The sequence below is a fragment of the Bacillus sp. B15-48 genome (genome assembly GCF_016879755.1).
Taxonomy (GTDB): domain Bacteria; phylum Bacillota; class Bacilli; order Bacillales; family Cytobacillaceae; genus Mesobacillus_B.
Window position 1 is genome coordinate 44,321 of sequence record NZ_WOFU01000008.1, and the last position, 24,073, is coordinate 68,393.

Sequence of the window (24,073 nt, forward strand, 5' to 3'; positions counted from 1 at the left end):
TTTTGCTAGATTGTGATAGAGGATAAAAAGGGGTGAATGACTTGAATGCAAAGAAATTAGTCGGCGAAAAAGCGACCGAATTTATAAAGGATGGAATGGTTGTCGGACTTGGTACAGGTTCAACCGTTTACTATATGCTGCTCAAGCTTGGACAGCTTGTAAAAGAAGGACTTTCCATTCAAGGAATTCCAACCTCTATACAAACAGCGGAATTGGCAAAAGAATTAAACATTCCACTGGTAGGATTTCAAGAGATTGAGAAGATTGACCTTGCAGTAGATGGAGCCGATGAAGTGGATTCAAACTTAAACCTCATTAAAGGGGGAGGCGGTGCTCTTTTACGAGAAAAAATCATTGCCAAAGCCGCTAAACAGTTTATTGTGGTGGCAGGTCCTTCAAAAATGGTTAAAACATTAGGCTCCTTTCCGTTGCCTATAGAAATCGTACCATTTGGGGCGAAAATGACAAAAAAATACTTAAAAGAACTAGGTGGAAATCCTACATTGCGCCTAGTGAATGGTACACCTTTTCAGACGGATAATGGTCATTATATTTTTGACTGCATATTCCCGAGTTTAACACAGCCTCATGAATTAGAAGTAAGTATAAATAAAATTCCAGGGGTTGTGGAAAATGGTTTATTTATTGGGATGACAGATTTAGTTATTTCATTGGATCGTAAAAATCAGCCTTTATTAATAGAAAGAGGTGGAAAGTAAATGGAATCAATGACATTCGTTTTATTTGGAGCAACAGGGGATTTGGCAAAGAGAAAAATTTTCCCTGCCCTTTACAATTTATATTTGGATCATAAAATACCTAATCCGATTTCGATTATTGGACTAGGCAGAGGTGAAATGTCTGACAATGAATTTCAAAACCATGTTGAACAATCATTAAAAAATTTTTCAAGACGAGACGACTTCGATACCAAGAAAATAAAGCCATTCCTCGAGTATTTCCGATACAGTGTACTCGATGCAACGAAGTTGGGGGACTTTAAAAAGCTTCAAAACATCGTAGAGAACCGGGAAAAAGAATTAAATATCCAAGAAAATCGTATGTTCTATCTCTCAGTAGGGCCTGAATTTTTCAGTCCAATTGCCAATAACATTAAAGAAAGTGGCTTAGGTACAACAAAGGGTTGGAAACGGCTGATTATTGAGAAACCATTTGGACGTGATTTACAGACAGCACGCGAGCTTAATGACAATTTAAGTAAAGCTTTTAAAGAAGAAGAAATCTACCGAATCGATCATTATCTTGGGAAATCGATGATTCAAAGCTTGGAATCACTTGCGTTTGCAAACCCTGTTCTGCAAACCTTACTGAACAATAAACATATAGCAAATGTACAAATTACGGCGAGTGAAACTGTTGGGGTAGAAGAACGAGCTGGTTATTATGACAAATCTGGGGCCATTCGTGATATGTTTCAAAATCATATGATGCAAATTTTGATGATGTCCGCGATGCATGTGCCGAATAATATCAACCCTGATGAAATTCGAAGTGAAAAACGGAAGGTCATTGAATCTATCCGTCCGTTAAAAAAAGAAGATGTTCAAAAGGATATTATTCGAGCTCAATATAAAGCGGGGAAAATTAATGGGGAACCTGTGATTAGTTATATAAATGAGCGTGGTATTATGGAGTCTTCTGAAAATGATACGTTTATTGCTGCCCGACTTTGGATTGATAATCCATTTTGGCAAGGAGTACCATTCTATATTCGTACAGGAAAAAGGATGGCGAAAAAATCTACTCGAATCGTCATTGAATTTAAAGCAACGTCTAAAAAGGAAAGAAAGCAAAATTTGAATCCAAATCTGTTGATTATCGAAATCAATCCAAATGAAAATGTAACATTACAAATCAATAGCCGGAATCCAATTAGTGGGAAGATTGAGCCTGCAAATATTAGTTTGTTTAATGAACAAATCAATGTTCCTGAAGCTTACGAACGGTTACTTTATGATGCTTTTCGTGGAGATGCCACATTTTTTGCCCATTGGAAAGAAGTTGAATTGTCATGGAAGTGGGTGCAGCCAATCCTGGAGGCGTTTGAGGAAAACTTGGTGCCACTACATTACTATCTTTCCGGGTCGAATGGTCCAAAGGCCTCCGATTCCTTACTTTATGAGCAAGGATTCAAGTGGTGGTTAGATCATGAAGAACAAATGGACGATGACTCATACATCGTAACGAAAGATTTACTGGCAAAATAACAAAATGAACAAAGGGAGAATTCATTATATGGTTAATGCGTTAGAAACTTTAGCAGTTAATACGATTCGTACTTTATCGATTGATGCAATCAATCAAGCAAATTCTGGCCACCCGGGACTACCAATGGGAGCCGCACCGAGCGCATTTGCCTTATGGGCAAATCACTTAAATCATAATCCGAACAACGCTAAATGGTTTAATCGCGATCGCTTTGTTTTATCTGCCGGTCATGGATCAAGTATGCTTTACAGTTTACTGCATCTTGCAGGATATGATGTCTCGATTGATGATTTAAAAAGCTTTCGTAAACTAAACAGTAAAACACCAGGACATCCTGAATTTGGTCATACAGATGGCGTGGATGCAACCACTGGTCCATTGGGACAAGGAATTGCGAATGCGGTGGGCATGGCAATGGCGGAAGCACATTTGGCGGCTAAATTTAATAAAAAAGATTTTCCTGTGATTGACCACTATACTTACGCGTTAGTTGGGGATGGGGACTTATCGGAAGGGATCTCCTATGAAGCGATGTCTTTGGCTGGACATATGAAACTTGGTAAATTGATTGTTTTATATGATTCAAATGATATTTCATTAGATGGTGATTTAAAACTATCATTTTCTGAAGATGTGAAGAAAAGAGCAGAATCTGTTCATTGGCAATACTTGCGTGTGGAAGATGGAAACAATGTAGAAGAAATCACAAATGCCATTTCCGAGGCGAAAATGAATACCGATCAGCCAACATTGATTGAAGTTAGAACGATTATTGGCTATGGGAGTCCGAAAGTGGCTGGGACAAATAAAGCTCATGGAGCCCCACTTGGTCTAGAAGAAACAAAAGCGACGAAGAAGGCTTATGGTTGGAATTTTGAAGAAGATTTCTATGTACCTGAAGAGGTAAAAGAATTCTTTGAAGGGATCAAAAAATTTGGCATAGAAGCTGAAATGGAATGGAATCATTTGCTTCATGACTACAAAGAAGCCCACCCACATTTAGGAAAAGAGCTAGAAGAGGCCATTGAAGGGAAAGTTTTGATCGATGTGAACGATATTTTAACGTTCACTCCTGAGAAAGCTATTTCGACTCGAGTCGCTAGTGGAAATGCGATTAATCATTTTGTGAAGATCGTTCCTTCAATCTTTGGTGGGAGTGCGGACCTTTCTAATTCCACAATGACGGATATCACTGGGGAAGCTGCTTATGCCGTTGAGAGTTATGCTGGTCGCAACATTTACTTCGGAGTTCGTGAACATGCAATGGGGGCAGCAGCGAATGGAATGGCTCAACATGGTGGAGTCAAGCCATTTGTTAGTACGTTCTTTGTTTTCAATGACTATCTTCGTCCATCGATTCGTTTGGCGGCATTACAAAAACTTCCTGTAACGTATGTATTTACGCATGATTCGATTGCTGTCGGAGAAGATGGTCCAACACATGAACCGATTGAACAATTAACTGCGCTTCGTGCGATTCCAGGGCTTACAGTGATTCGTCCTTCTGACGCAAATGAAACAGCAAGTGCTTGGGCCTATGCGCTACAAAACACTGAAGGTCCAGTCGCATTAATTTTAAGCCGCCAAAATCTACCGGTGTTTAACCAAACAAAAGCAAATATAGAAGATCTGTCTAAAGGGGCCTATGTGTTAACCGAGACAGATGAAAATCCTGATGTCATTTTAATTGCTACTGGTTCTGAAGTAAACTTGGCTGTCGACGCAAAAGCGGAACTTGAAAAGGATAAAATATCCGTTCGTATTGTTGCGATGCCTAGCTGGGAACTTTTCAATGGGCAAGAGGAGAGCTATAAACAAGCAATCCTTCCAAGTAATGTAAAAAAACGTGTGTCAATTGAGATGGGAATTTCTCTTGGATGGGAGCGTTACGTAGGACCTGAAGGGAAAATAATGGCAGTTGAGACATTTGGTGCATCAGGCACAGGAGCCGAGGTAATGGAACTCTTCGGATTTACTAAAAACAACGTAGTGAAAACTGTAAAAAACTTATTAAACTAATGACCTTCAAGGAGTGAATAAACATGCAAGTTGGATTAATCGGTTTAGGGAAAATGGGGTTTAACTTAGGTCAAAACTTATTAGATCACAATCATTCGGTCGTAGCGTATGATTTGAATCCAAAAGCAGTAGAGGATATGAAAAAATTAGGCGCACAAGCGACTTCTAATCTTAAAGAATTAGTGTTTTTAATGGAAAAACCGAGGGTGTTATGGATTATGGTTCCACATACAGTCGTTGATTCCGTTCTTATTGAGATCGCACCATTGCTTGATAAAGGAGATATTGTGATTGAAGCAGGAAATTCTCATTATAAAGAATCCATTTATCGTTACAATGATTTAAAAGAGATGGGGATTCACTATATGGATGTAGGAACTTCAGGCGGAATGGAAGGAGCTCGAAATGGGGCTTGTTATATGATTGGTGGCGACCAAGAAGCCTGGGAAGTCGTTGAACCGTTATTCCGTGATACAGCTGTAGAAAATGGATATTTATTTGCTGGAAAAATCGGTAGCGGCCACTTCTTAAAAATGATCCATAATGGAATTGAATACGGAATGATGGCTGCCATCGGTGAAGGCTTTGAAGTGTTAGAAAAAAGCGATTTCGACTTTGATTATGAGAAAGTGGCTAAGGTTTGGAACAATGGGTCCGTTATTCGTTCATGGTTAATGGAGCTAACAGAAGAAGCCTTTTCTAAAGATTCTAAACTTGATGGAATTAAAGGGGTGATGCATTCTTCTGGAGAAGCGAAATGGACACTCGAAACAGCACTAGATTTGCAGACAGCCACACCAGTGATTGCCTTGTCATTGCTGTCCCGTTACCGTTCTTTAAATACAGATACATTTAATGGAAAAGTAGTAGCCGCATTACGAAATGAATTTGGTGGACATGCAGTAGAAAAAGCTTAATAGATAGACCCATTTACAAAATAAAACTAAAAAATCAATCGGAGGGAATTAATTATGAAATTTTTCGTAGATACAGCAAACATTGAGGAAATTAAGAAAGCCTATAAAATTGGGGTTTTATCTGGTGTCACAACAAACCCATCCTTAGTAGCAAAAGAAGGAGTAAAATTTGAAGATCGAATCGAAGAAATCCTAAAAGCAGTACCCGAAGTGGAATCCGTTTCTGCTGAAGTAACTCCACATGCAGTAACAGCTGAAGAGATGATAGCAGAAGCAGATGAATTAATCAAAATGAACGGTGGAGACAAAAACATTACCATTAAAGTACCTATGACTCTAGCAGGTTTAGAAACAACTCGCTATCTCGCGAAAAAAGGTGTGAAAGTAAATGTTACTCTTATTTTCACTGTGAACCAAGCACTTTTAGCTGCACGTGCGGGGGCAGCCTATGTTTCCCCATTCTTAGGACGCTTAGATGATATTTCAGAGGATGGTGTCCTGCTTGTTTCAAAAATCGCAGAATTATTCCGTACTCATAATCTAGATGCTCAAATCATTGCCGCATCTGTTCGTCATCCAGATCATGTAACGCGTGTTGCAATGGCCGGTGCACATATTGCAACCGTTCCTTATCAAGTTATTGAACAGCTTACAAAACATCCGCTTACGGATCAAGGAATTAAAAAGTTTGCGGCTGATTGGATTGAACCTAAGAAATAGAAAAATAGAGGACGTTGGCTTTCGTTGAATCTAGCTGACGTCCGCTCTTCCAAAAGAAAAATGATGCGTAAAGGGGAAATGAAAATGTCCATATCTTTCAATTATTCAAACGTACAACCATTTTTGCAACAGAGTGAAATTGACAATCTATCTGAATTCGTAAATGTTGCTCATCATATGCTTCATGATAAAAATGGCCCAGGCTCTGACTACTTAGGCTGGGTCACACTTCCATATGATTATGATAAAGAAGAGTTTTCGAGAATAAAAAAAGCAGCGAAAAAAATTCAAAAGTCTTCTGATGCGTTAATTGTTATTGGAATTGGAGGCTCTTATTTAGGCGCAAGGGCGGCGATTGAAGCTCTATCCCATAGCTTTCATAACAAAATGAGCGGCTTTACGGAGATTTATTTTGCCGGTCAAAATATTAGTTCAACTTACATTTCACATTTATTCGAAATGCTAGAGGGAAAAGATATTTCCATAAACGTGATTTCTAAATCGGGTACGACAACAGAACCGGCGATTGCCTTCCGAATTTTCCGTGATTATTTGGAAAAGAAATACGGCAAAGAAGAAGCAAAGAACCGTATTTTCGTTACAACGGATAAGGAAAAAGGGGCGCTGAAGCAGCTTGCTAATGAAGAAGGCTATGAAACCTTTGTGATTCCTGATGACGTCGGTGGAAGATACTCAGTTCTAACAGCTGTTGGACTGTTGCCAATCGCAACCGCAGGCCTTGATATTGATCAGATGATGGAAGGCGCGAAAGCTGCGGCAGACAAATACAATAACCCTGACCTTAAAACCAATCAAAGCTATCAATATGCAGCGGTTCGTAATGCCCTCTACAGAAAAGGAAAAACAATCGAATTGCTCGTAAACTATGAACCTGCTCTTCATTATATTTCCGAATGGTGGAAGCAGTTATACGGCGAAAGTGAAGGGAAAGATCAGAAAGGATTATTTCCAGCTTCCGTGGATTTTTCAACTGACTTGCATTCAATGGGCCAGTATGTTCAAGAAGGCCGTCGCGATTTAATTGAAACGGTGATCCAGGTGGCTAAACCAAAAGTAGAGGTAACGATTCAAGAAGATCCGGCAAATCTAGATGGTTTGAACTTCTTAGCTGGAAAAACGATGGATGAGGTAAATAAAAATGCCTATCAAGGAACCGTATTGGCTCATGTTGACGGCGGTGTTCCAAACATGGTTGTAGAATTAGATGAATTAAATGAGTATTCATTTGGCGAATTGGTTTTTTTCTTTGAAAAAGCATGTGGAATCAGCGGCTTACTAATGGGCGTCAATCCATTTGACCAACCTGGGGTAGAGGCCTATAAGAAAAACATGTTCGCTTTGCTTGGCAAGCCCGGTTATGAAATCGAAAAAGAGGCTTTATTGAAACGTTTAAATAAATACTCTATTAATGCGTAGGTGAACAGTACAGTTTGCTGTTCGCCACTCTAGAAAAAGGGGAGGAGTTAAAATGAATGTGTTAGATGCTAAAATCATTCATACACATTATGCAATGGAAACATATTTAGATATGTCCAATCATATAAGGATAACAGATTTGCAACTCTCACAAGAAGAGCGTTTTTTTGAAATGAAGATAGAAATTGAATACTATCGTCTAAAACCACAACACTACTATGATCGTCAAACTAACTATTTCTGGTTGAGGATGTATCCCGAATTGAATACGGTTGTACTATTGGAAACGGATCGACAGAGCTTATTTGGGGTAAAAGATAAAGATGAACAGGAAGCAACGAAAGAAATGATTGGAGAATGGCTGATAAACACTCATGCTTTTAAACATGCTATAAGACAATTAATCAAACAAAAGAAAGCAGAAAATGTTATTTCTGAGAATGAGATTCAAGAGACATTAACGACAATCCAATTTTTAGAAGAAATCCTTGAACTCAAAACAGAAGATATTTTAAAAGCCAATGTTGAAAGGTATAATTAATGATCAATTAAACGTGGGGACGGACCTGGGGTTCATATTTTTTTGAAACAAAAGATCCGTCCCCGTGTTTCCTACTTTCAGACCTCCAGTTATGTTTGGTTGGCGCTAACATTATTGCCAGGAATCTTTGGGTGTTTTCGTTTTTTTGCTTATATCACAAAATGTGGTGATGAATCATAAAATTTGAGGAGTTTAGGATTTTTTTCGGAAATTATTTTTGGACATTTTAAGGGGACAGACTGTAGTGTTTTTACTTTGTAAATTATTTCTTATAGAAAAGATTTAATTCCACTATTAAAAATACTCAAAAATTCCCAATTGAAAAAGAGCTACCTACTATGTAGCTCTTTTTGATTGATTTAATTTTTAGACGTATAGATGATTTGAGTGCCTGCAATTAAATCATGCAATGATCGTTTATCTTTTCGGAAAGCGATCATGAATGCACTGATTATTAACGTAAGTCCAAGAGTAATGATATAAACAAGTGAAGCTAAAATATAACGTTTTAATGTTGTGCTAATTCCAATTTCTTTGCCATCTGTACGAACAATTCTAATTCCTAATACCTTTTTACCAACAGTAAAACCTGACCATATTACCGGGATAAGGAGATAATATAGTAAATTAATGCTATTTACAAATACTTCTGTGGCGATGTCTGATACACCAATTATCATAAAAAGAAGATAAAACGGAATCAGTAATAATCCGTCAATAATAATTGCTCCTAATCGAATCCAGAAGCCTGCTGCCTTATGTTCATTCATGTTATATTCTACCTTTCTAATAGTATGTTCATATAATACTTTTTTTGCTTCTAATTGCATACAGGAAAAAAATGGTTTTGTTTCTTGCCACCACGTTTAGTTAAATTCGAGGATGGTTGTCATTTTTTCGAATAAGAAAAATATTTGTGCGCTAACCTAAAAATATTCAGTAAAAAGCGGATGGCTGCTGCTATGGAATTTTTGTTTCGTGCCTGCGCGCCAATTTTTGACTGCTGAGGTGGTTACTTGTTCAATGGCGGCGATTTCGTTCGTTGTGAACCCTTTTAGGCAGTGGTATAACACCCATTTCGTTTGATTTTCGGTAAGGTTGGCCGACTGGCAGTATGCCAGCAATTGTTCCTCTTCCAACGGAGAGGAAAGGCATGGGTCTTCAATGTATTCCCAAAATTCTTCTGTTACCTTCGTAGTCGTGTCATCATATTTCCGATTGGATGTCAGTTCTGACATCATCCGCCCTTTGATGAATGTATAGGCGTAGTTGGTGAAATTCCCTTTTTCAGGATCGAATCGCTCAGACGCTTCCCACAAGCCGATTAACCCAATTTGGAAAAATTCTTGTTTATTTGTGTAGATGTTTAGTGAACGAATGATTTGATAAATCATTGGTGTGTATTGTGTTGCGAGTTGTTCGAAGCTTTCCATGAAGTACCCTTTCAGAAAGCGCGCTTTGCTAATGGATTCCCGGGTACTTTCACAATATCGAGATGCACAGCGTTAAGCGAACGACTCAAACTTAGATTTCAGCTGCATTTTTGGCTTTAGACTGACTTTTTGCGGTGAAAAGTGATTTTTACTAAGAAAAAAGCTCACTTTTTACATTTTTAATCGTATCGGTTCGCTAGCTGAATTTTTGTAGGAGAAAACAAACTCACATAGAAGTGGAAGGTGTTGGTTTTTTTATGCCAAAGAAGTACCAATCAATTTCCTTGAAAAGGGCGGAGAGGAACAAGATTTTTCGGGGCGTCACAGTGACTTTTTTTATTTTTTTTTACTTAAATTTTTATTTCTCGATAAAATCTCAACATTTTTCGTCTATGATGAGAGTATGGTATTCGTTAAGTGATCTATAACAGAAATGTTCAATATGGTTATTAGGAGCAACTCAATGAGAAGAAAGCTGAAAGTAAAAAGCATTTCAATCAAACTTGGAATTCTTTTCAGTGCGATTTTCATCGCTTTATTGTTTATTGTAGGTTCAATTTTATATGGGGTTTTTACGAATTTATTTGTTGATTATATTAAACAGGACCTAATTGTTAGAGGGAATAATCACGCGAATGTATTGACCACACAATTTCAACAGGAAACGATACAGCATGTAGTTGAAATGGAAACAGGGGTATTCACAAATGTTTTGATTACCGATGCAAATCAGAAGATATTGGATTCCTCCGTCGTACCTGATACTGATATGCTGGCCCATCTCCTTCCGGTCGATGAGTCACATTCGGGGGGAATGATTGAAGAGGATTGGAAAGAGCATGATTATCTTATTTCGGTTTCGCCAATTGGACAGGGCTATGGTTATGTATACATGTATTATCCAACAAGTATTTTAAGGGAAATTGTTCTTGTGATTAATATCATTATGATTGTCACTGGGCTAGGTATTGTGTTATTGGCTTTTGGACTGATTGGTCTTATGTCAAAAATGATAACAAAACCATTAATCTTGATGAAAGAAGCAACAAATAAAATGGCATTGGGAAAATACAAACAACAAATCCCTGTTAATGGTGAAGATGAAGTCGCTCAACTCGGCAAATCAATTCAGTCATTAGGTGAACAGCTGAAAGAATATGAAGATAGCCGTAATGAATTTCTCGCGACTGTTTCCCATGAACTGCGCACACCATTAACGTATATCAAAGGGTATAGTGATATCCTCAACAAAGGAATTGTTAAAAGTGAGGAAGAAAAAGCAGAGCTTTTAGCAATCATTAATAAAGAAGCGAAACGAATTTCCTTTCTCGTCAATGATTTATTTGATATGAGTAAGCTTCAAGTCGGCGAGTTTACGGTAAATAAAGAGCTAGCTAATCTTACACCGATTATTAAGAAAGTCATTACAAATCTTAAACCTGAAGCAGACAAAAAAGAAATTCAATTTCTTACCTATTTATCAGATATACCCGATATCCATATGGATCAGCAAAGAATGGAACAAGTCATCTATAATCTTGTAGAAAATGCAATTAAATATACAAATGAGGGAACGATTTCGGTAAAAACAAGCGACATGAATGATTTGATTAAGATTGAAATTAAAGATACGGGGATTGGCATTGCTGACGCAGAACGAGAGAAGATTTGGGAGCGTTTTTACCGCATTGACCAATCGCGGACGCGAAAATCCGGTGGCAGTGGCTTGGGCTTATATGTCGTCAAAAATATCATTGAAGCTCATAATGGCGATATCAGAATCGAAAGCAAAGAAAATGAAGGTTCAACCTTTACTATCTATCTTAAAAAATAAAGTGGAGCGTATTGATATGAAGAAAATCTTAATCGTTGATGATGAGTTTCAAATGAGGAAATTATTAAAATTATATTTACAGCAAGAAAACTACCAAGTGGAAGAAGCGGAAAACGGCAAGGAAGCATACGAGAAAGTTTCCCAAAAAGAGTTTGATTTAATGATTCTTGATGTAATGATGCCTTTATTGGACGGCTGGGAAACGATTGATCAAGTGCGAAAGATATCGGACATTCCCGTTATTATGTTAACTGCTAAAGGCTCTACCCAAGATAAAGTGACTGGTTTGTCACGTGGAGCTGATGACTATTTAGTCAAACCGTTTGATGAAGCAGAATTGATGGCCAGGGTAAAAGCTTTGCTCAGAAGAACGAAGTCGAAAGCAGAAGAAGAGATGATTCTCCATTACAAAGGTGTTACATTGAATTTTGCTGCGAGAGAGGTAACCTATGAAAAAGATAAAATTCCTCTGACTCAGACTGAATTTGACCTTCTTGAAGTCCTGATGAATCATAAAGGAAAGGCATTATCTAGAGAACAGTTGGTTGAGCAAATATGGGGCATCGAATTCAAGGGCGAAGATCGGACAGTTGATTCCCATATAAGAAATTTACGGGATAAACTAAAAGCCGCAGGAGTAGATAAGTCCTTTATTAAAACAGTCTGGGGAATTGGATATAAAATAGATTAAGGTGAGGATTTATGAAACGGAAACTGCCAACAATCTTATTATTTTTATCAGCAATCATAGGGGGCTCATTTTTACTATTCATCGTTAAGATGATCTGGTTTCCCCCAGAATCGATGGGGATGATGATGGGTAGACATATGATGGTTCATCATATGTCATACTGGTTCATTCATACTTCTATGCTTGCTGTCATCATAGGTTTTATCGTTCTATTGGTATGGTTGTTTTCTTATCTTATTAAGAATAAAAATAGGTAAAGCTGAAAAGTTTACTAGATTTATTAATTTGGTGAGCTTTTTTGCTGTGTTTATGAACGAAAAGGATGGGCAAGAACACTAATCAGTCAAAAATCAAGAAATTACGTAGAAATAGATTTTAAACTAAAATCGTTATAATTTTGTCTAAAATGTGAGTGAAGCGGAAACTGCATATTTTCTTCATAAAATTAGTGTATAATAAACCACATTGTCATGTGGAGGTATATTTATGTATCAAATTCTCTCCGAAATTAGTCAATTTCTAAGCACTCCTTTTTTTAACATCGTTAATCAGACAAAACAAATGCCTCTTCTAGCAGCAGTTATTTTAGGCTTAATCGGGGCTTTAACACCGTGTCAATTAACAGGGAATATTGGAGCAATCACGTTTTATGGGAGTAGGAGCATTCAAACAAGACATCAATGGGTCGAAATTGGCTTCTTTATTCTCGGAAAGATTGTTGTTTTTTCCATTTTAGGGCTTGCATTCTGGGGATTAGGTCGCAGCTTCCAGGAAGTTCTTCCTGAGTTTTTTTCCTTAACTAGAAAGTTTATTGGGCCTTTACTAATTTTAATCGGTCTTGTATTTTTGGGGATAATAAAATTTCACTGGCTTGATCGGATTACAGCGCGCTTGCCTAAATGGGAGAGAGATGGGAAAGTTGGCTCCTTTTTGATGGGAGTTAGTTTCTCGCTTGGTTTTTGCCCAACAATGTTTTCCTTATTTTTCTTTTCACTCATGCCACTTGTATTAAGTACACCCTATGGAGCTATACTACCGCCAGTGTTTGCCATCGGCACTTCAGTTCCAGTACTTGTATTTGCAGGAATTATTACTTATATCGGACTTGATGGTGCATTGATGAAAAAAAGTAGAAAGTTAGGAAACGCTGTTCAAAAGACAGCAGGGGTGTTATTTATTCTCCTTGGACTGTTAGATACAATCACTTATTGGGGATAAGAACATTTTCAATTAAGTTCTGTTTCTATCATTTCCGATAAAATGAATAACGGCTATTTCATTTAGATTTTTATTCTAACTTGAAATAGCCTTTTTGAATTTGCCTATTAATTATGTCCGTGTTCTTTGTGCTGTTCTGGTACTTCTTGTTCTTGTTGAACGGGCTGATTTAAACTGGTTATTGTATCTGGTATAGCTGTCATGACAAGAACAATTGAGAGTAGGGAAGATATAAGATAAACCCAGGCTGCAGGGCGGTCTCGAAACCATTTGCGCTTTGCAACAATAATAAACCATACCGATAAGGCCAATGAGACAAGCAAAAATATTAATCTAATTGTTGGTGGCATTGCTATTAAGCCAGCGCCCAACGAAGTCAGACCGAGTGCAATCAGGAGCGTATGCAGCCAATGATGGGAAGAAGCTATTATGGCAAACAATACAGAGCCAGCTGCTTTGATGAAAGTTCTTTCCTTTTTAGAATGCGAATGATTATGGTTGGAATGATCATGCTTCTTAGTCATATCTCTGCCTCCAGCAAATAATTATTATATTATGAAAAAAACCGAAAAAAGAAGAGGCGATCTTGCTATTAAGTGGTGCAACATAGATGACATGTATTATTCCTGCCTTTCTTTTTCAAAGTAATATTATTAACTCTCTATTAGTTTAAATAATGAATATGAAGAATTTATGGATATATAAAAAGAATGCGGCTATTGACTTCCGCAATCTTTGTTGGTGGTTATTCAGGTTTATTATTCGCATTTGGATCTGGTGTAAAATTTGGCTCAAATCCATCATATTTGACGAGGTCGACCATTCCAGCGGTTGCGTGGTGTAAATCATGACAATGGAAGAGCCAGTTTCCAGGGTTGTCAGCTTTAAATGCAATTACATACTCGTCTCCAGATTTTAAATTAAGCGTATCCTTTATAATTGGAGATCCTTCTAAAGGCGTTCCATTTTTACTTAACACTTGGAAGAAATGTCCATGTAAATGCATCGGGTGATCCACGCCAGCCGGTGAGTTATTGACCAACGTGACTTTAACCAAATCCCCCTTACTAACATTCAGCCCATCGATATCTGGGAAGGACCTACCGTTAATGCTCCAAATATTTTCCATATCATTTCCGTTCAGGTCCATTTTGTATTCAATATCATACTCTTGGTCGAGCGAAAATCCATCATCTATTGCCCCGCCATAATTTGCAAAATCAAATATTGGTAAGTTTTCACTTTGATTGGATTGATCTTGTGAGTCACTATTGCCTTCATATTGAATAACAGCCTTCATTCCTTCCGTACCTTCCATATCCCCATGGCATTCTAGATACCATTCACCAGGATTATCTGCAGTGAACTCAATGTCATAGCGCTCTCCAGGAGCAATAGCAATTAATTGATCCTTAATTTCTTGAGGTTTGTTTAATTCTTGTCCATCGATAGCGGCTACTTTAAAGGTATGGCCGTGAAGATGAATATTGTGAGACATATAGCCGACATTCGCCAAACGAATGCGAACCGGTTCCCCTTCTTTTACTTTTAAAGGTTCAATGGCCTCATCGCTTTTTCCGTTCATGGTGAAAATGTCATAGATGGACATATCGTGCCCCATTTCTCCCATTTCATTGTGTTCCTGGTTCCCATCATCCATTCCGCCCATGTTGCTATGATCCATGCCAGCCATATTTCCGTTCATAGAATCAGAGTCTTCTTGATTACTCATCCATTCATCTAACATAAGCGTAAAATCTCGATCGTATGTTTTTTCTTTTGGTTCAACAATAAAAGAACCGTAAAGCCCTTTATCCATCTGATTGACAGCCTCTTGATGGGAGTGGTACATATAGGTGCCTGGATGTGTTGCTGTAAATTCATACGTAAACTTTTCTCCTGGTTGGACTGCGTTTTGAGTCACACCTGGAATACCATCCATTTCATTCTCAAGGGGGATTCCATGCCAGTGAATGGAAGTAGGCTCAGACAATTCATTTGTAAGATTAATTTTCACCTTTTCTCCTTCCTGAACACGGATTTCCTCTCCAGGAACTGACCCGTTAAATGTCCAAGCACTGATTGTGACTTCACTGTTTAACGGATGGCTAATCTCTTTAGCAACAAGATTAATTTCTTCTCCAGAATCTTCTACATTGTTATCGTCTTGATTTGTTTCTGTGTCCTCTTGGTTTGTGTTTTCTAATTCTCCACTTTGACCAGAGGAGCAAGCAGATAGTACCAGGAAGATTGTGGCAATAAATACGATTAATTTAAGCTTCATTAGAATACCTCCAAGTATTATTATCGAGGTCAATCATAATTGATGAATTTGCAGAAAATATGAACGTCAATGACTAAAATCACTTTTATTTAGTACTTTATGAAAATATGGATTTGTTTACGGAGCTGATCCTATGACCTTTCGCGGAAAATTAAACATCTCTTTGTTGACCGAAAATCTAATCTTATTCTTACTTTATAGAGAAAGAATCATTTGAAAAGTTGATTTCCTATCTGTTATTGCGGGAAATCGTTTTTTTGTATGATGAAGTCTTGGAGGAAGAGAAGGACAAACATAAAGGCGCATGAGAAATCATATGAAAAGAGCTATCCAATCATGGGTAGCTTTTGTTTTTCTATTTGATAAGCAAAGTTGAAATTTATCCATATTTTCTCGATAGAAAATTCATTTTTTACGTTTATTATATGTGAAAAGTTAGAAGAGATAAGGATAGAATGATTGCATTATTAATAGAAATGAGGAAAATGATATGATCCCTATGTTTAGTATTGGTCCACTAACCATTTATTTTTTTGGCTTTATGATTGCCATTGGTGCATCAGTAGGTCTTTTTATTTTTACGCGGGAAGCGAAGAAACAAGGGCTTGACCATAAACTGTTAATGGATGGTGCGATTTATTCATTGGTCGGTGGGATATTGGGAGCACGGGTTATTTATATTCTTGTATATAATCCCGCCTATTATTTTGCAAACCCAATAAAAATTATTTTTATACATGAGGGTGGGCTTTCCATTCACGGAGGCATTTTAGTCGGATTAATTGTTGGTTATTGGTTCTTGAAAAAACATAAAATGCCAATTTGGAAAACGATGGATATTGCAGCGCCTGCATTAATCATTGCCCAAGGGATTAGCCGAATTGGTTGTGATGTATTCGGAGGTCCGATTTCAAGTGCCTTTCCTTGGGGAGTAGAGGTTTATGGAGGGTATCTCCATCCTGCTCAAGCCTATGAATTTTTATTAGATTACTTGTTGTTTGGATACTTGTGGTTGCGTCTAAAGAATCCTGTTTATTCAGGTCAAGTGTTTACTCATTATCTGATTGGATTCATGGTTATTCGAGGGATTGTAGAATTTACTAGATTAAACCCAGTGGTTTTTGGTCCATTTAGTGTAAGCCATGTTATGAGTTTAATTGGGATTATCACCGGGATGATTTTAATAAAATATCTAAAACAAAAAGAACCAATTATTAAAGGAAATGTAGTTAAAAAGAGTGATTATATTAAAACAGCAATCTTCGTATTGATACTAATGATTGTTTCATTAATAATCTATAATTTGGTTCAAGGCTAAAAAGAATCGACAAGGATTTAAAATCCTAAGTCAACAAATCTTATTAAGAAATCGTCTGTATGATTACAGGCGATTTTTTCTTGTACGATTTGAGTTTACTAGAGAGGAAACAGCCGCTTGTTCAGAAATGGTCATTTTCCCTGATTTCCAAAAAAGTGCAACATTGCCTGTAGGAGAAAAAATACGAATCGACCTCCCGCCAATGGAGGTTGGAACCTATGATTTTACTTGTCAAATGGGAATGTATAAAGGAACTATCATTGCTAGAGGAGAGAAGAAATAGAGAAAAAATTTTGGGGAAAAATCTTACCTTTAGTCATTATCAGTGGAGTTTTTATTTTGAATTTTAATAGTACAGAGGAGCCAGATCAACAAAAACAACATTAAGAAGTTGTGTGCTTCAAAGTTTCTGCAAATTTTCGTGTTAACATACAGAAAAGGAGGGGATTTTATGGAGACGAAGTGGAAAAGAAGGGAATTTTTAACGAATCAATAAAAGGAACAGTAGGATTATTTGCTGTGTCCACGTAACCTTTAGGGTTAGCGGGATGTAACGTTTTAAGTGCAAAACAAAGAAAAAACGATCTATTTGAAAGCAGGTGTGAAGATGGGATGTTGTAAAACGAATAATAAAAAACGAAATCGACATGTAATCTCACCTTTTTACTTTTTCATCATTTGGAGTTTTTTCATCGGGATAATTGCTTATATAAGTTACCTCATAAATTGATTAAAACTTTGAAGGAGGTTGAATGTAATGACTGGTAAACAGCTTATAATCCCCATCGGTATTGTTCTTATATTTGGAATTATGGCAGCTGTATTAGGAAAATGGGAATTGCTTATAGTGGGAATATTCCTCCTCTGCCCATTAATGCATCTATTTGGTCACAATCACTCAGGACATAACCATAACAATAGCAATAGTGAACATTGAGGATATCACCATTAAATAGCAATTTAATAAACTATTAATTTAATGTATTACCTTTTATAGAATAGGGGGGGATAAAGTTAGAAAGGAGGATACAAAATGGCAACCGAATTAGTAAACGATTCGAAAACTCTGGAAAGAAATTACTCAATTTCTAATGAGAGGTATAGTCATAACTCAGAGAAAGTGAAGCTAAATCTTGTATCCAGATTAAATCGGATTGAGGGTCAGGTTCGGGGTATAAAAGGATTAATTGAAAGAGATACGTATTGTGATGATGTGATCATACAGATTTCTGCCATTCAAGCGGCTTTAAACAGCGTTGCAAAAATTCTACTTGAAGGTCATATGAAAAACTGTGTTGTAGACAGAATTCAAGAAGGCGATATAGAAGTTTTAGATGAGTTACTCGTAACGATTCAAAAATTAATGAAAAAATGAAGGGAGGTATGAGATGTGGCTGAAAAAACATTAAACATAGAAGGCATGACCTGTGCATCTTGCGCACAAACAGTTGAAAAAGCAACAAAGAAATTGCCTGGTGTGCAATCATCAAGTGTGAATCTAGCAACAGAAAAGCTAAGTATAAACTTTGATGAAAACGCTGTATCCATACAGGATATTCAAGCAGCTGTTGATAAAGCAGTTATAAAGCGATAACGGCGGACACCGAAAATAAAACGTTCGCAATTACGGGCATGACCTGTGCTTCTTGTGTCCAAACCATTGAAAAAGCAACAAGAAAACTTAATGGTGTTTTGGAATCCAACGTAAATTTAGCTACGGAAAAAATGAACATTCAATATGACGGTTCTGAAGTTTCGGTTTCTGATATTCTGAGTGCTGTTTCAAATGCAGGATATGAAGCACATGAAGATATTGCTTCATCACAATCAGTTGATGAAGATCAAAAACAAAAGGCAATTAAAAATCTTTGGAAAAGGTTCTGGATATCCGCGTTGTTTACCGCACCTCTACTATATATTGCGATGGGTCATTTAGTGGGAGCACCATTGCCTGGAATTATTGATCCATTCATAAATCCAGAAGGGTTTGTAATTATACAGCTCATGCTAACGTTACCTGTGGTCATTGTAAACAAAAGTATCTATTCTTCGGGTTTTAAAACATTGTTCCGCGGACATCCGAATATGGACGCTTTAATTGCAATTGGTACAGGAGCTGCATTTGCATATGGTATATTCGCGACAATCATGATTTTTTCCGGAAATGTAAGTTTTGCAGATGATTTATATTTTGAAACCGCAGCAGTTATTTTAACCAGGAGCTAGACCCATTAACTTTTTAATAGCTTCTGAAGTCTTTCCTTTTGTTAACGTCTCTAGATATTTTCCTAATGTAATCATGAGTACCATTTATTTAATCTGTGAACAAATTTCAAATAAACAAAACTACCCTTTACATAGGGTACTAGGGTATCCTATAATAGAGGTGAGGATGAATGGCACCCGAATTACTAAAGGGTCTTGTGAATGAAGAAAATTGAAACTTCTTCTCGAAGCTCATTTGAGAAACGGTGTTGTCGAAAAATTAAGGAAGGCGATATGAAAATTTTGGATGAAGTATTAATAACCATTCAAAAAATAATAAATAAAAGGAGACGATTAGAATGGAAAAAGTAACTCTTAATGTACAAGGAATGTCTTGTAACCACTGTGTTAAATCGATTGAAGGTAGTGTGGGTGAACTCAAAGGAGTAGCCAATGTCAAAGTACAACTTGAAAATGGAACTGTAGAGGTTGAATACAATGTCAATGAAGTAACTTTAGAGGCTATTAAAGAAACAATTGATGATCAAGGTTACGATGTAAATTAATACTACATGAGAGTAGTGCTAAATTGAGCACGCTCTCTATTTTCCAAAAAAATATACCCTGTAATAGTATATGATTAAATCAAAATGAGATGGAACCTATGTAAGGAGGGAAAATGATTATGGACGTTCAGACAAATACAAAGGTACAGTCCAATTTAGGGGAAAATGTCACCTTGAATATTACCGGAATGACTTGTGCAGCATGCTCAACAAGAATTGAAAAAAACTTGTCAAAAGTACCCGGAGTCGAAAAAGCAAATGTCAATCTTGCTACTGAAAAAGCATCTGTTACCTTTAATCCTGCTGAAGTTTCTGTCGAAGACCTTATTGCAAAAGTAAAAAAGACTGGCTATGGTGTTCAGGAAGAAAAGGTTCAGCTAACTATTACTGGGATGACTTGCGCAGCATGTTCAACCCGGATTGAAAAAGGGCTAAATAAGGTAGATGGGGTAACAAAGGCAGTTGTCAATTTAGCAACGGAAAAAGCGAGTGTTGAGTTTATTCCAGGAAATACAAATGTCGATCAATTGCTACAGGCTGTCAAAAAAGCAGGGTACGATGCCCAAGTAATCGGAGAAACAGATGATGATTATGAACGGAGTGCCCATGAAAAAGCCTATAAAAAGCAAAAAATTAAATTTGCCATCGGTGCTATTATATCCATCCCTTTCTTAATACAGATGATATCGGACTTTACGATGGAATTCGGAAATGGTCACTTCTTCCATATGAGTCCTTGGCTACAATTCTTACTGGCCACTCCAGTTCAGTTTTATGTAGGCGGTCATTACTATCGTGATGCCTTTAATGCTGTCCGTGGTGGCAGTGCGAATATGGCTGTGCTCGTTACCCTTGGAACATCAGCAGCTTATTTTTATAGTTTAGTCGTAACAATTATGGGAACTGGTCAATTTTTATACTTTGAAGCGGCTGTTATTGTTATGACACTAATTGTTCTTGGAAAACTCCTTGAAACAAGGGCAAAAGGACAGACTTCAGAAGCGATTAAGACACTCGTGGGGCTCCAAGCGAAAACGGCCCGGGTGATCCGTGATGGAGTCGAAATGGATATCCCTATTGAAGAAGTTCAATTAAATGATATCATTTTTGTTCGAGCAGGAGAAAAAATTCCGGTCGACGGGGAGATTATTGAAGGTAGTACATCTGTTGATGAATCAATGTTAACGGGTGAGAGTATGCCAGTTACAAAGAATAATGGTGACTCCGTTATCGGTGCGACGATCAATAAACATGGTTCTTTTAAATTCAAAGCAACAAAAGTCGGAAAAGATACGGCATTGTCACAAATTATCAAACTTGTTGAGGAGGCTCAAGGCTCTAAAGCCCCAATCCAACATCTTGTTGATAAAATTTCAGGAATCTTTGTTCCGATTGTTATTGTTATTGCTATAGCTACGTTCGCGATAACTTATTTCATAGTAGGATTTATACCGGCATTAGTTAGTACGATTGCAGTTCTTGTCATTGCCTGCCCATGTGCCTTAGGCTTGGCAACACCTACGGCGGTTATGGTTGGTACCGGAAAAGGGGCAGAGAATGGTCTTCTTATTAAAGGAGCCGAACACCTTCAAAATTCACAACGAGTTACAACAGTGGTTTTAGACAAGACTGGTACGATTACAAAGGGTGAACCAGATGTGACTGATATCATTTCATACGGAACCTATTCAGAAGAAGAATTACTGAAACTTGCGGCATCCGCTGAAAAAGGATCTGAACACCCACTAGGCGAGGCGATTGTCAATAATGCAAAAGAAAAAGGGTTGAAACTTCTCGAAGGTCAAAACTTTGCTGCCATACCAGGCCATGGAATTCAAGTTGAAATCGATAATAAATTCGTGTTAATCGGGAACAAAAGATTAATGATAAAAAATAAAGTGGAAATAAATGACGCTTTAATCAGAATGGAAAAACTTGAGGGTGAAGGGAAAACTGCGATGCTAATGGCTATAGACGGCATGATTGCTGGCATCATTGCAGTAGCTGATACCGTAAAAGAAACTTCAGCAGAAGCAATTAAGCAAATGAAGCAATTAGGCATTGAAGTCATTATGATAACCGGTGACAACCGTCTAACGGCAGAGGCCATTGCCAAGGAAGTCGGGGTAGATCGGGTCCTTGCAGAGGTTCTTCCAGAGGATAAGTCGGCAGAAGTGGAAAAGTTAAAGCAAGATGGGAAAATCGTTGCGATGGTCGGAGACGGAATCAATGATGCTCCTGCTCTAGCAGCTGCAAATGTTGGGATTGCGATTGGAACTGGAACAGATGTTGCAATTGAGGCGGCGGATATTACACTGATGCGAGGCGATTTAATGGGAATTGTTGATACCCTCCGACTCTCAAAAGCAACGATGCGGAAAATTCGCCAAAATCTTTTCTGGGCATTTGCTTATAATGTTATCCTCATTCCGGTTGCAGCTTTCGGCTTTCTAAATCCGATCCTAGCTGGTGCAGCCATGGCATTTAGTTCTGTATCGGTTGTGGGAAATACATTGTTCTTGCGGAAGTGGCAGCCAGTAAGATAAATTTAGGTAATCTAATTTTAACGTTTTCTTGATATTCTCTACAATAAACAGTAAAAAACCTGCACCTCCATTGTTCGTTTTGCTTAACAATGGGGGTGTATTTTAATATTGAATCGATGGACATAATAGCATAAATTAACGGAGTATGGTGATTATCTTGGATGAAAATTTAAATGAAATAATTAAAAAGAGATACAATCGAATTTCAGGAATTTACGAGCTTATGGATCGAATGATTAAACAAGAGTGGAGAAAACAATTACTTTCGAATGTATCTGGGAATGTGCTTGAAGTAGGAATTGGAACAGGTGCAAATCTCCCTTACTATCGTGAAGATATTGTTTCTTTAACGGGCATTGACTTTAGTAAAGGGATGCTTAAGCATGCGAACGAAAAAATAGCGTTAGGAAACTTTCGGTTTCCCATTGAATTAATGGAAGCAGACATTCAAGAGCTCCCTTTCCCTGATAATAAGTTTGATTCTATTGTAGCAACATGTGTTTTTTGTTCAGTTCCTAATCCAGAAAAAGGACTTAAAGAGTTGAAAAGAGTGTGTAAACCAACTGGCCGTATCTTTATGTTAGAACATATGAGGAGTGAAAATAAGGCAGTTGGTCGGATGATGGATATTTTAAATCCATTAACGGTAAGGTTGTGGGGAGCAAATATTAATCGAGAAACACTAAAACATATTGGGCGATCCAACCTTAAAATTGAAATGAACACACCATTAATGAGTTCGATTATGAGGGAATTAATAATCGCTCCAAAAGAATAATTACAATTCAAGTTCATTAGAAAATGAACTGGACTTTTAAACATTCAGCATTCTATGAGCCTCACTTACGTTAAAAGTATTTTCATAGTAAAAACATTAAAATTCATCAAATCTGCACATATTTCGATTATATTTATCATTGATTACGAAAGGAGGATTTATGAAATGCTTAAAAAGAACAGAAAAAAACTCATGATGACCCTATTAATAGCTTTATTATTGGTGTTAGGGGCTTGCGCAAACAATAATGATGAAACACAATCTACAAATGAAGACTCAGAGAATGTCGAACAGGATTTGAATCAAGAAAATTCGGACACAGATTCTAATTCTGAAGAAGAAATGGAAGAGATGGATCATAGCCATATGGACATGTCTAGCTCAGGTGAAGTACCTGAAGGATTGAAAGTAGCTGAAAATCCAACCTATCCAGTAGGGAGCAAAGCGATTATCCAAGACGCCCATATGGAAGGGATGAAGGACGCTGAAGCAACGATTGCAGGGGCTTATGAAACAACTGTTTATACGATTTCATATACACCTACTACTGGTGGAGAAAGAGTAGAAAATCATAAATGGGTTATACACGAAGAACTGATAGATGCTGGCGATGCACCGTTGGCACCAGGAACGGAAGTGAAAACAGACGCATCACATATGCAAGGGATGGAAGGTGCGGCAGTAGAAATTGATTCAGCTGAAGAGACTACGGTTTATATGGTCGATTTTACAACTACTACCGGTGGTGAAGAAGTTAGAAATCATAAATGGGTAACAGAAGCTGAATTATCACCGGTTGAATAAAAGAAAAATCGTTGAAAAAATATTTTAATCATAATATGAGTCTAACGGTTCCGATAATACACAGGATAATGAACAACCAATAAACGATGTACTTTCATGCTCCATTGCAAAGTGCATCGTTTTTTTCACAGGCTGGGGAATTGGACATAAAATAGATGAAGCGTAAAAACTTATTAAATCAGCTTATGATTGGGTAAGTTTTTTGCTTTTAAGAATGAAAAAAGGATCGGTTAGAGCACCGATCCTTTAATTGAATCCTCTTTCATTTGATCCATTGTTTGCTGAGTTGGAGCCATTGGTCCTGCTTGGCCATTGCTACCATGGCAGTCATTGTACATTTGTTCCAGTTCGTCGTTAGAAAAATCCGGGTGCATTTTTTGCATTAACGGTAGCATATTTTGAAAACTCCATTTTCCGTCTACTCCATCTGTTTGTGCAAAAGCAAATGTTCCTGCCCCAAGAATAAACGCTCCAGTTAAAATGGCGATCATTAGTTTTTTCATTTGTTTTCCTCTCCCTTCTTAACTATATGA

Annotated in this window: 26 protein-coding genes; 21 read left to right on the forward strand and 5 right to left on the reverse strand. The window is 37.4% G+C overall.

Annotated features, from left to right (window positions below; genetic code table 11):
• Window positions 1-41: 41 nt before the first annotated feature.
• The 7 genes from rpiA to GNT69_RS20450 all read left to right on the forward strand — a co-directional run bounded on the left by rpiA (window position 42) and on the right by GNT69_RS20450 (window position 7,863).
• Window positions 42-719: a ribose-5-phosphate isomerase RpiA gene (rpiA, locus tag GNT69_RS20420; RefSeq protein WP_203556850.1), complete on the forward strand. Its 678-nt coding sequence runs from the start codon at window positions 42-44 to the stop codon at window positions 717-719.
• Window positions 720-2,228 (forward strand): glucose-6-phosphate dehydrogenase, encoded by a 1,509-nt coding sequence (gene zwf / locus GNT69_RS20425; RefSeq protein ID WP_203556851.1) that lies wholly within the window; start codon window positions 720-722, stop codon window positions 2,226-2,228.
• Window positions 2,229-2,256: 28 nt separating this feature from the next.
• A complete protein-coding gene (gene tkt / locus GNT69_RS20430) occupies window positions 2,257-4,248 on the forward strand; it encodes a transketolase (RefSeq protein WP_203556852.1) in 1,992 nt (663 codons plus the stop codon).
• 23 nt (window positions 4,249-4,271) lie between these two features.
• Complete coding sequence (gene gnd / locus GNT69_RS20435) at window positions 4,272-5,165, forward strand: phosphogluconate dehydrogenase (NAD(+)-dependent, decarboxylating) (RefSeq protein WP_203556853.1); 894 nt, start codon at window positions 4,272-4,274, stop codon at window positions 5,163-5,165.
• A gap of 54 nt (window positions 5,166-5,219) precedes the next feature.
• The gene (gene fsa / locus GNT69_RS20440; RefSeq protein ID WP_203556854.1) at window positions 5,220-5,885 is read left to right on the forward strand and encodes a fructose-6-phosphate aldolase; all 666 of its coding nucleotides are present in this window, start codon (window positions 5,220-5,222) and stop codon (window positions 5,883-5,885) included.
• 84 nt (window positions 5,886-5,969) lie between these two features.
• A complete protein-coding gene (locus tag GNT69_RS20445; RefSeq protein WP_203556855.1) occupies window positions 5,970-7,322 on the forward strand; it encodes a glucose-6-phosphate isomerase in 1,353 nt (450 codons plus the stop codon).
• Window positions 7,323-7,374: 52 nt separating this feature from the next.
• A complete protein-coding gene (locus GNT69_RS20450) occupies window positions 7,375-7,863 on the forward strand; it encodes a hypothetical protein (RefSeq protein WP_203556856.1) in 489 nt (162 codons plus the stop codon).
• 359 nt (window positions 7,864-8,222) lie between these two features.
• Here the strand turns inward: GNT69_RS20450 and GNT69_RS20455 are convergent, their stop codons facing one another.
• On the reverse strand, window positions 8,223-8,633 hold the full coding sequence (locus GNT69_RS20455) for an RDD family protein (protein ID WP_203556857.1): 411 nt from the start codon (window positions 8,631-8,633) through the stop codon (window positions 8,223-8,225).
• A 156-nt stretch (window positions 8,634-8,789) separates the two neighbouring features.
• On the reverse strand, window positions 8,790-9,296 hold the full coding sequence (locus tag GNT69_RS20460) for a sigma-70 family RNA polymerase sigma factor (protein WP_203556858.1): 507 nt from the start codon (window positions 9,294-9,296) through the stop codon (window positions 8,790-8,792).
• A 463-nt stretch (window positions 9,297-9,759) separates the two neighbouring features.
• Between GNT69_RS20460 and GNT69_RS20465 the strand changes: the two genes are divergently transcribed.
• The 4 genes from GNT69_RS20465 (at window position 9,760) to GNT69_RS20480 (ending at window position 13,039) form a co-directional block, all read left to right on the forward strand.
• A complete protein-coding gene (locus tag GNT69_RS20465) occupies window positions 9,760-11,130 on the forward strand; it encodes a sensor histidine kinase (protein WP_203556859.1) in 1,371 nt (456 codons plus the stop codon).
• A 16-nt stretch (window positions 11,131-11,146) separates the two neighbouring features.
• A complete protein-coding gene (locus GNT69_RS20470) occupies window positions 11,147-11,821 on the forward strand; it encodes a response regulator transcription factor (RefSeq protein ID WP_203556860.1) in 675 nt (224 codons plus the stop codon).
• Between the two features lie 11 nt (window positions 11,822-11,832).
• Window positions 11,833-12,078, forward strand: a complete 246-nt coding sequence (locus GNT69_RS20475; protein WP_203556861.1) for a hypothetical protein — start codon at window positions 11,833-11,835, stop codon at window positions 12,076-12,078.
• Between the two features lie 229 nt (window positions 12,079-12,307).
• Complete coding sequence (locus GNT69_RS20480) at window positions 12,308-13,039, forward strand: urease accessory protein UreH domain-containing protein (RefSeq protein WP_203556862.1); 732 nt, start codon at window positions 12,308-12,310, stop codon at window positions 13,037-13,039.
• Between the two features lie 107 nt (window positions 13,040-13,146).
• Here GNT69_RS20480 and GNT69_RS20485 read toward each other — a convergent pair whose 3' ends face one another.
• Window positions 13,147-13,563 carry a hypothetical protein gene (locus tag GNT69_RS20485; protein WP_203556863.1) on the reverse strand — a complete coding sequence of 139 codons (417 nt, stop codon included), beginning with the start codon at window positions 13,561-13,563 and terminating at the stop codon, window positions 13,147-13,149.
• 221 nt (window positions 13,564-13,784) lie between these two features.
• Entirely contained in the window at window positions 13,785-15,323 is a 1,539-nt protein-coding gene (locus GNT69_RS20490) for a multicopper oxidase family protein (protein WP_203556864.1), read from the reverse strand.
• 490 nt (window positions 15,324-15,813) lie between these two features.
• Between GNT69_RS20490 and lgt the strand changes: the two genes are divergently transcribed.
• The 10 genes from lgt (at window position 15,814) to GNT69_RS20535 (ending at window position 23,540) form a co-directional block, all read left to right on the forward strand.
• Window positions 15,814-16,641 (forward strand): prolipoprotein diacylglyceryl transferase, encoded by an 828-nt coding sequence (gene lgt, locus GNT69_RS20495; protein ID WP_203556865.1) that lies wholly within the window; start codon window positions 15,814-15,816, stop codon window positions 16,639-16,641.
• Between the two features lie 55 nt (window positions 16,642-16,696).
• A complete protein-coding gene (locus GNT69_RS20500; protein WP_275411267.1) occupies window positions 16,697-16,924 on the forward strand; it encodes a cupredoxin domain-containing protein in 228 nt (75 codons plus the stop codon).
• Window positions 16,925-17,398: 474 nt separating this feature from the next.
• Window positions 17,399-17,578, forward strand: a complete 180-nt coding sequence (locus tag GNT69_RS20505; protein ID WP_203556867.1) for a DUF2933 domain-containing protein — start codon at window positions 17,399-17,401, stop codon at window positions 17,576-17,578.
• Between the two features lie 96 nt (window positions 17,579-17,674).
• On the forward strand, window positions 17,675-18,016 hold the full coding sequence (locus GNT69_RS20510) for a metal-sensitive transcriptional regulator (protein WP_203556868.1): 342 nt from the start codon (window positions 17,675-17,677) through the stop codon (window positions 18,014-18,016).
• A gap of 15 nt (window positions 18,017-18,031) precedes the next feature.
• Window positions 18,032-18,235, forward strand: a complete 204-nt coding sequence (locus GNT69_RS25655; RefSeq protein WP_343206534.1) for a cation transporter — start codon at window positions 18,032-18,034, stop codon at window positions 18,233-18,235.
• Window positions 18,236-18,273: 38 nt separating this feature from the next.
• Window positions 18,274-18,867, forward strand: coding sequence for a cation transporter (locus GNT69_RS20515; RefSeq protein WP_239094370.1), 594 nt, complete (start codon window positions 18,274-18,276; stop codon window positions 18,865-18,867).
• A gap of 338 nt (window positions 18,868-19,205) precedes the next feature.
• Window positions 19,206-19,412, forward strand: a complete 207-nt coding sequence (copZ, locus tag GNT69_RS20520) for a copper chaperone CopZ (protein WP_203556869.1) — start codon at window positions 19,206-19,208, stop codon at window positions 19,410-19,412.
• A gap of 113 nt (window positions 19,413-19,525) precedes the next feature.
• On the forward strand, window positions 19,526-21,958 hold the full coding sequence (locus GNT69_RS20525; RefSeq protein ID WP_481747694.1) for a heavy metal translocating P-type ATPase: 2,433 nt from the start codon (window positions 19,526-19,528) through the stop codon (window positions 21,956-21,958).
• A 157-nt stretch (window positions 21,959-22,115) separates the two neighbouring features.
• Window positions 22,116-22,736: a class I SAM-dependent methyltransferase gene (locus GNT69_RS20530; protein WP_239094371.1), complete on the forward strand. Its 621-nt coding sequence runs from the start codon at window positions 22,116-22,118 to the stop codon at window positions 22,734-22,736.
• A gap of 165 nt (window positions 22,737-22,901) precedes the next feature.
• Window positions 22,902-23,540: a YdhK family protein gene (locus GNT69_RS20535; RefSeq protein ID WP_203556872.1), complete on the forward strand. Its 639-nt coding sequence runs from the start codon at window positions 22,902-22,904 to the stop codon at window positions 23,538-23,540.
• 230 nt (window positions 23,541-23,770) lie between these two features.
• On the opposite strand, the gene GNT69_RS20540 is transcribed toward GNT69_RS20535, so the two are convergent.
• Window positions 23,771-24,043, reverse strand: coding sequence for a hypothetical protein (locus GNT69_RS20540; protein ID WP_203556873.1), 273 nt, complete (start codon window positions 24,041-24,043; stop codon window positions 23,771-23,773).
• Window positions 24,044-24,073: the final 30 nt, after the last annotated feature.

Excerpts from the sequence above, each read along its gene's own strand:
- gnd (WP_203556853.1), top strand. The coding sequence starts at position 4,272 with ATGCAAGTTGGATTAATCGGTTTAGGGAAAATGGGGTTTAACTTAGGT.
- lgt (WP_203556865.1), top strand. The coding sequence starts at position 15,814 with ATGATCCCTATGTTTAGTATTGGTCCACTAACCATTTATTTTTTTGGC.
- fsa (WP_203556854.1), top strand. The coding sequence starts at position 5,220 with ATGAAATTTTTCGTAGATACAGCAAACATTGAGGAAATTAAGAAAGCC.
- GNT69_RS20460 (WP_203556858.1), bottom strand. The coding sequence starts at position 9,296 with ATGGAAAGCTTCGAACAACTCGCAACACAATACACACCAATGATTTAT.
- GNT69_RS20480 (WP_203556862.1), top strand. The coding sequence starts at position 12,308 with ATGTATCAAATTCTCTCCGAAATTAGTCAATTTCTAAGCACTCCTTTT.
- GNT69_RS20540 (WP_203556873.1), bottom strand. The coding sequence starts at position 24,043 with ATGAAAAAACTAATGATCGCCATTTTAACTGGAGCGTTTATTCTTGGG.
- GNT69_RS20485 (WP_203556863.1), bottom strand. The coding sequence starts at position 13,563 with ATGACTAAGAAGCATGATCATTCCAACCATAATCATTCGCATTCTAAA.
- GNT69_RS20470 (WP_203556860.1), top strand. The coding sequence starts at position 11,147 with ATGAAGAAAATCTTAATCGTTGATGATGAGTTTCAAATGAGGAAATTA.
- GNT69_RS20465 (WP_203556859.1), top strand. The coding sequence starts at position 9,760 with ATGAGAAGAAAGCTGAAAGTAAAAAGCATTTCAATCAAACTTGGAATT.
- GNT69_RS20490 (WP_203556864.1), bottom strand. The coding sequence starts at position 15,323 with ATGAAGCTTAAATTAATCGTATTTATTGCCACAATCTTCCTGGTACTA.
- zwf (WP_203556851.1), top strand. The coding sequence starts at position 720 with ATGGAATCAATGACATTCGTTTTATTTGGAGCAACAGGGGATTTGGCA.
- GNT69_RS20505 (WP_203556867.1), top strand. The coding sequence starts at position 17,399 with ATGACTGGTAAACAGCTTATAATCCCCATCGGTATTGTTCTTATATTT.
- GNT69_RS20515 (WP_239094370.1), top strand. The coding sequence starts at position 18,274 with ATGACCTGTGCTTCTTGTGTCCAAACCATTGAAAAAGCAACAAGAAAA.
- tkt (WP_203556852.1), top strand. The coding sequence starts at position 2,257 with ATGGTTAATGCGTTAGAAACTTTAGCAGTTAATACGATTCGTACTTTA.
- GNT69_RS20510 (WP_203556868.1), top strand. The coding sequence starts at position 17,675 with ATGGCAACCGAATTAGTAAACGATTCGAAAACTCTGGAAAGAAATTAC.
- GNT69_RS20535 (WP_203556872.1), top strand. The coding sequence starts at position 22,902 with ATGCTTAAAAAGAACAGAAAAAAACTCATGATGACCCTATTAATAGCT.
- copZ (WP_203556869.1), top strand. The coding sequence starts at position 19,206 with ATGGAAAAAGTAACTCTTAATGTACAAGGAATGTCTTGTAACCACTGT.
- GNT69_RS20455 (WP_203556857.1), bottom strand. The coding sequence starts at position 8,633 with ATGAATGAACATAAGGCAGCAGGCTTCTGGATTCGATTAGGAGCAATT.
- GNT69_RS20525 (WP_481747694.1), top strand. The coding sequence starts at position 19,526 with ATGATTATGGACGTTCAGACAAATACAAAGGTACAGTCCAATTTAGGG.
- GNT69_RS20445 (WP_203556855.1), top strand. The coding sequence starts at position 5,970 with ATGTCCATATCTTTCAATTATTCAAACGTACAACCATTTTTGCAACAG.
- GNT69_RS20450 (WP_203556856.1), top strand. The coding sequence starts at position 7,375 with ATGAATGTGTTAGATGCTAAAATCATTCATACACATTATGCAATGGAA.
- GNT69_RS20475 (WP_203556861.1), top strand. The coding sequence starts at position 11,833 with ATGAAACGGAAACTGCCAACAATCTTATTATTTTTATCAGCAATCATA.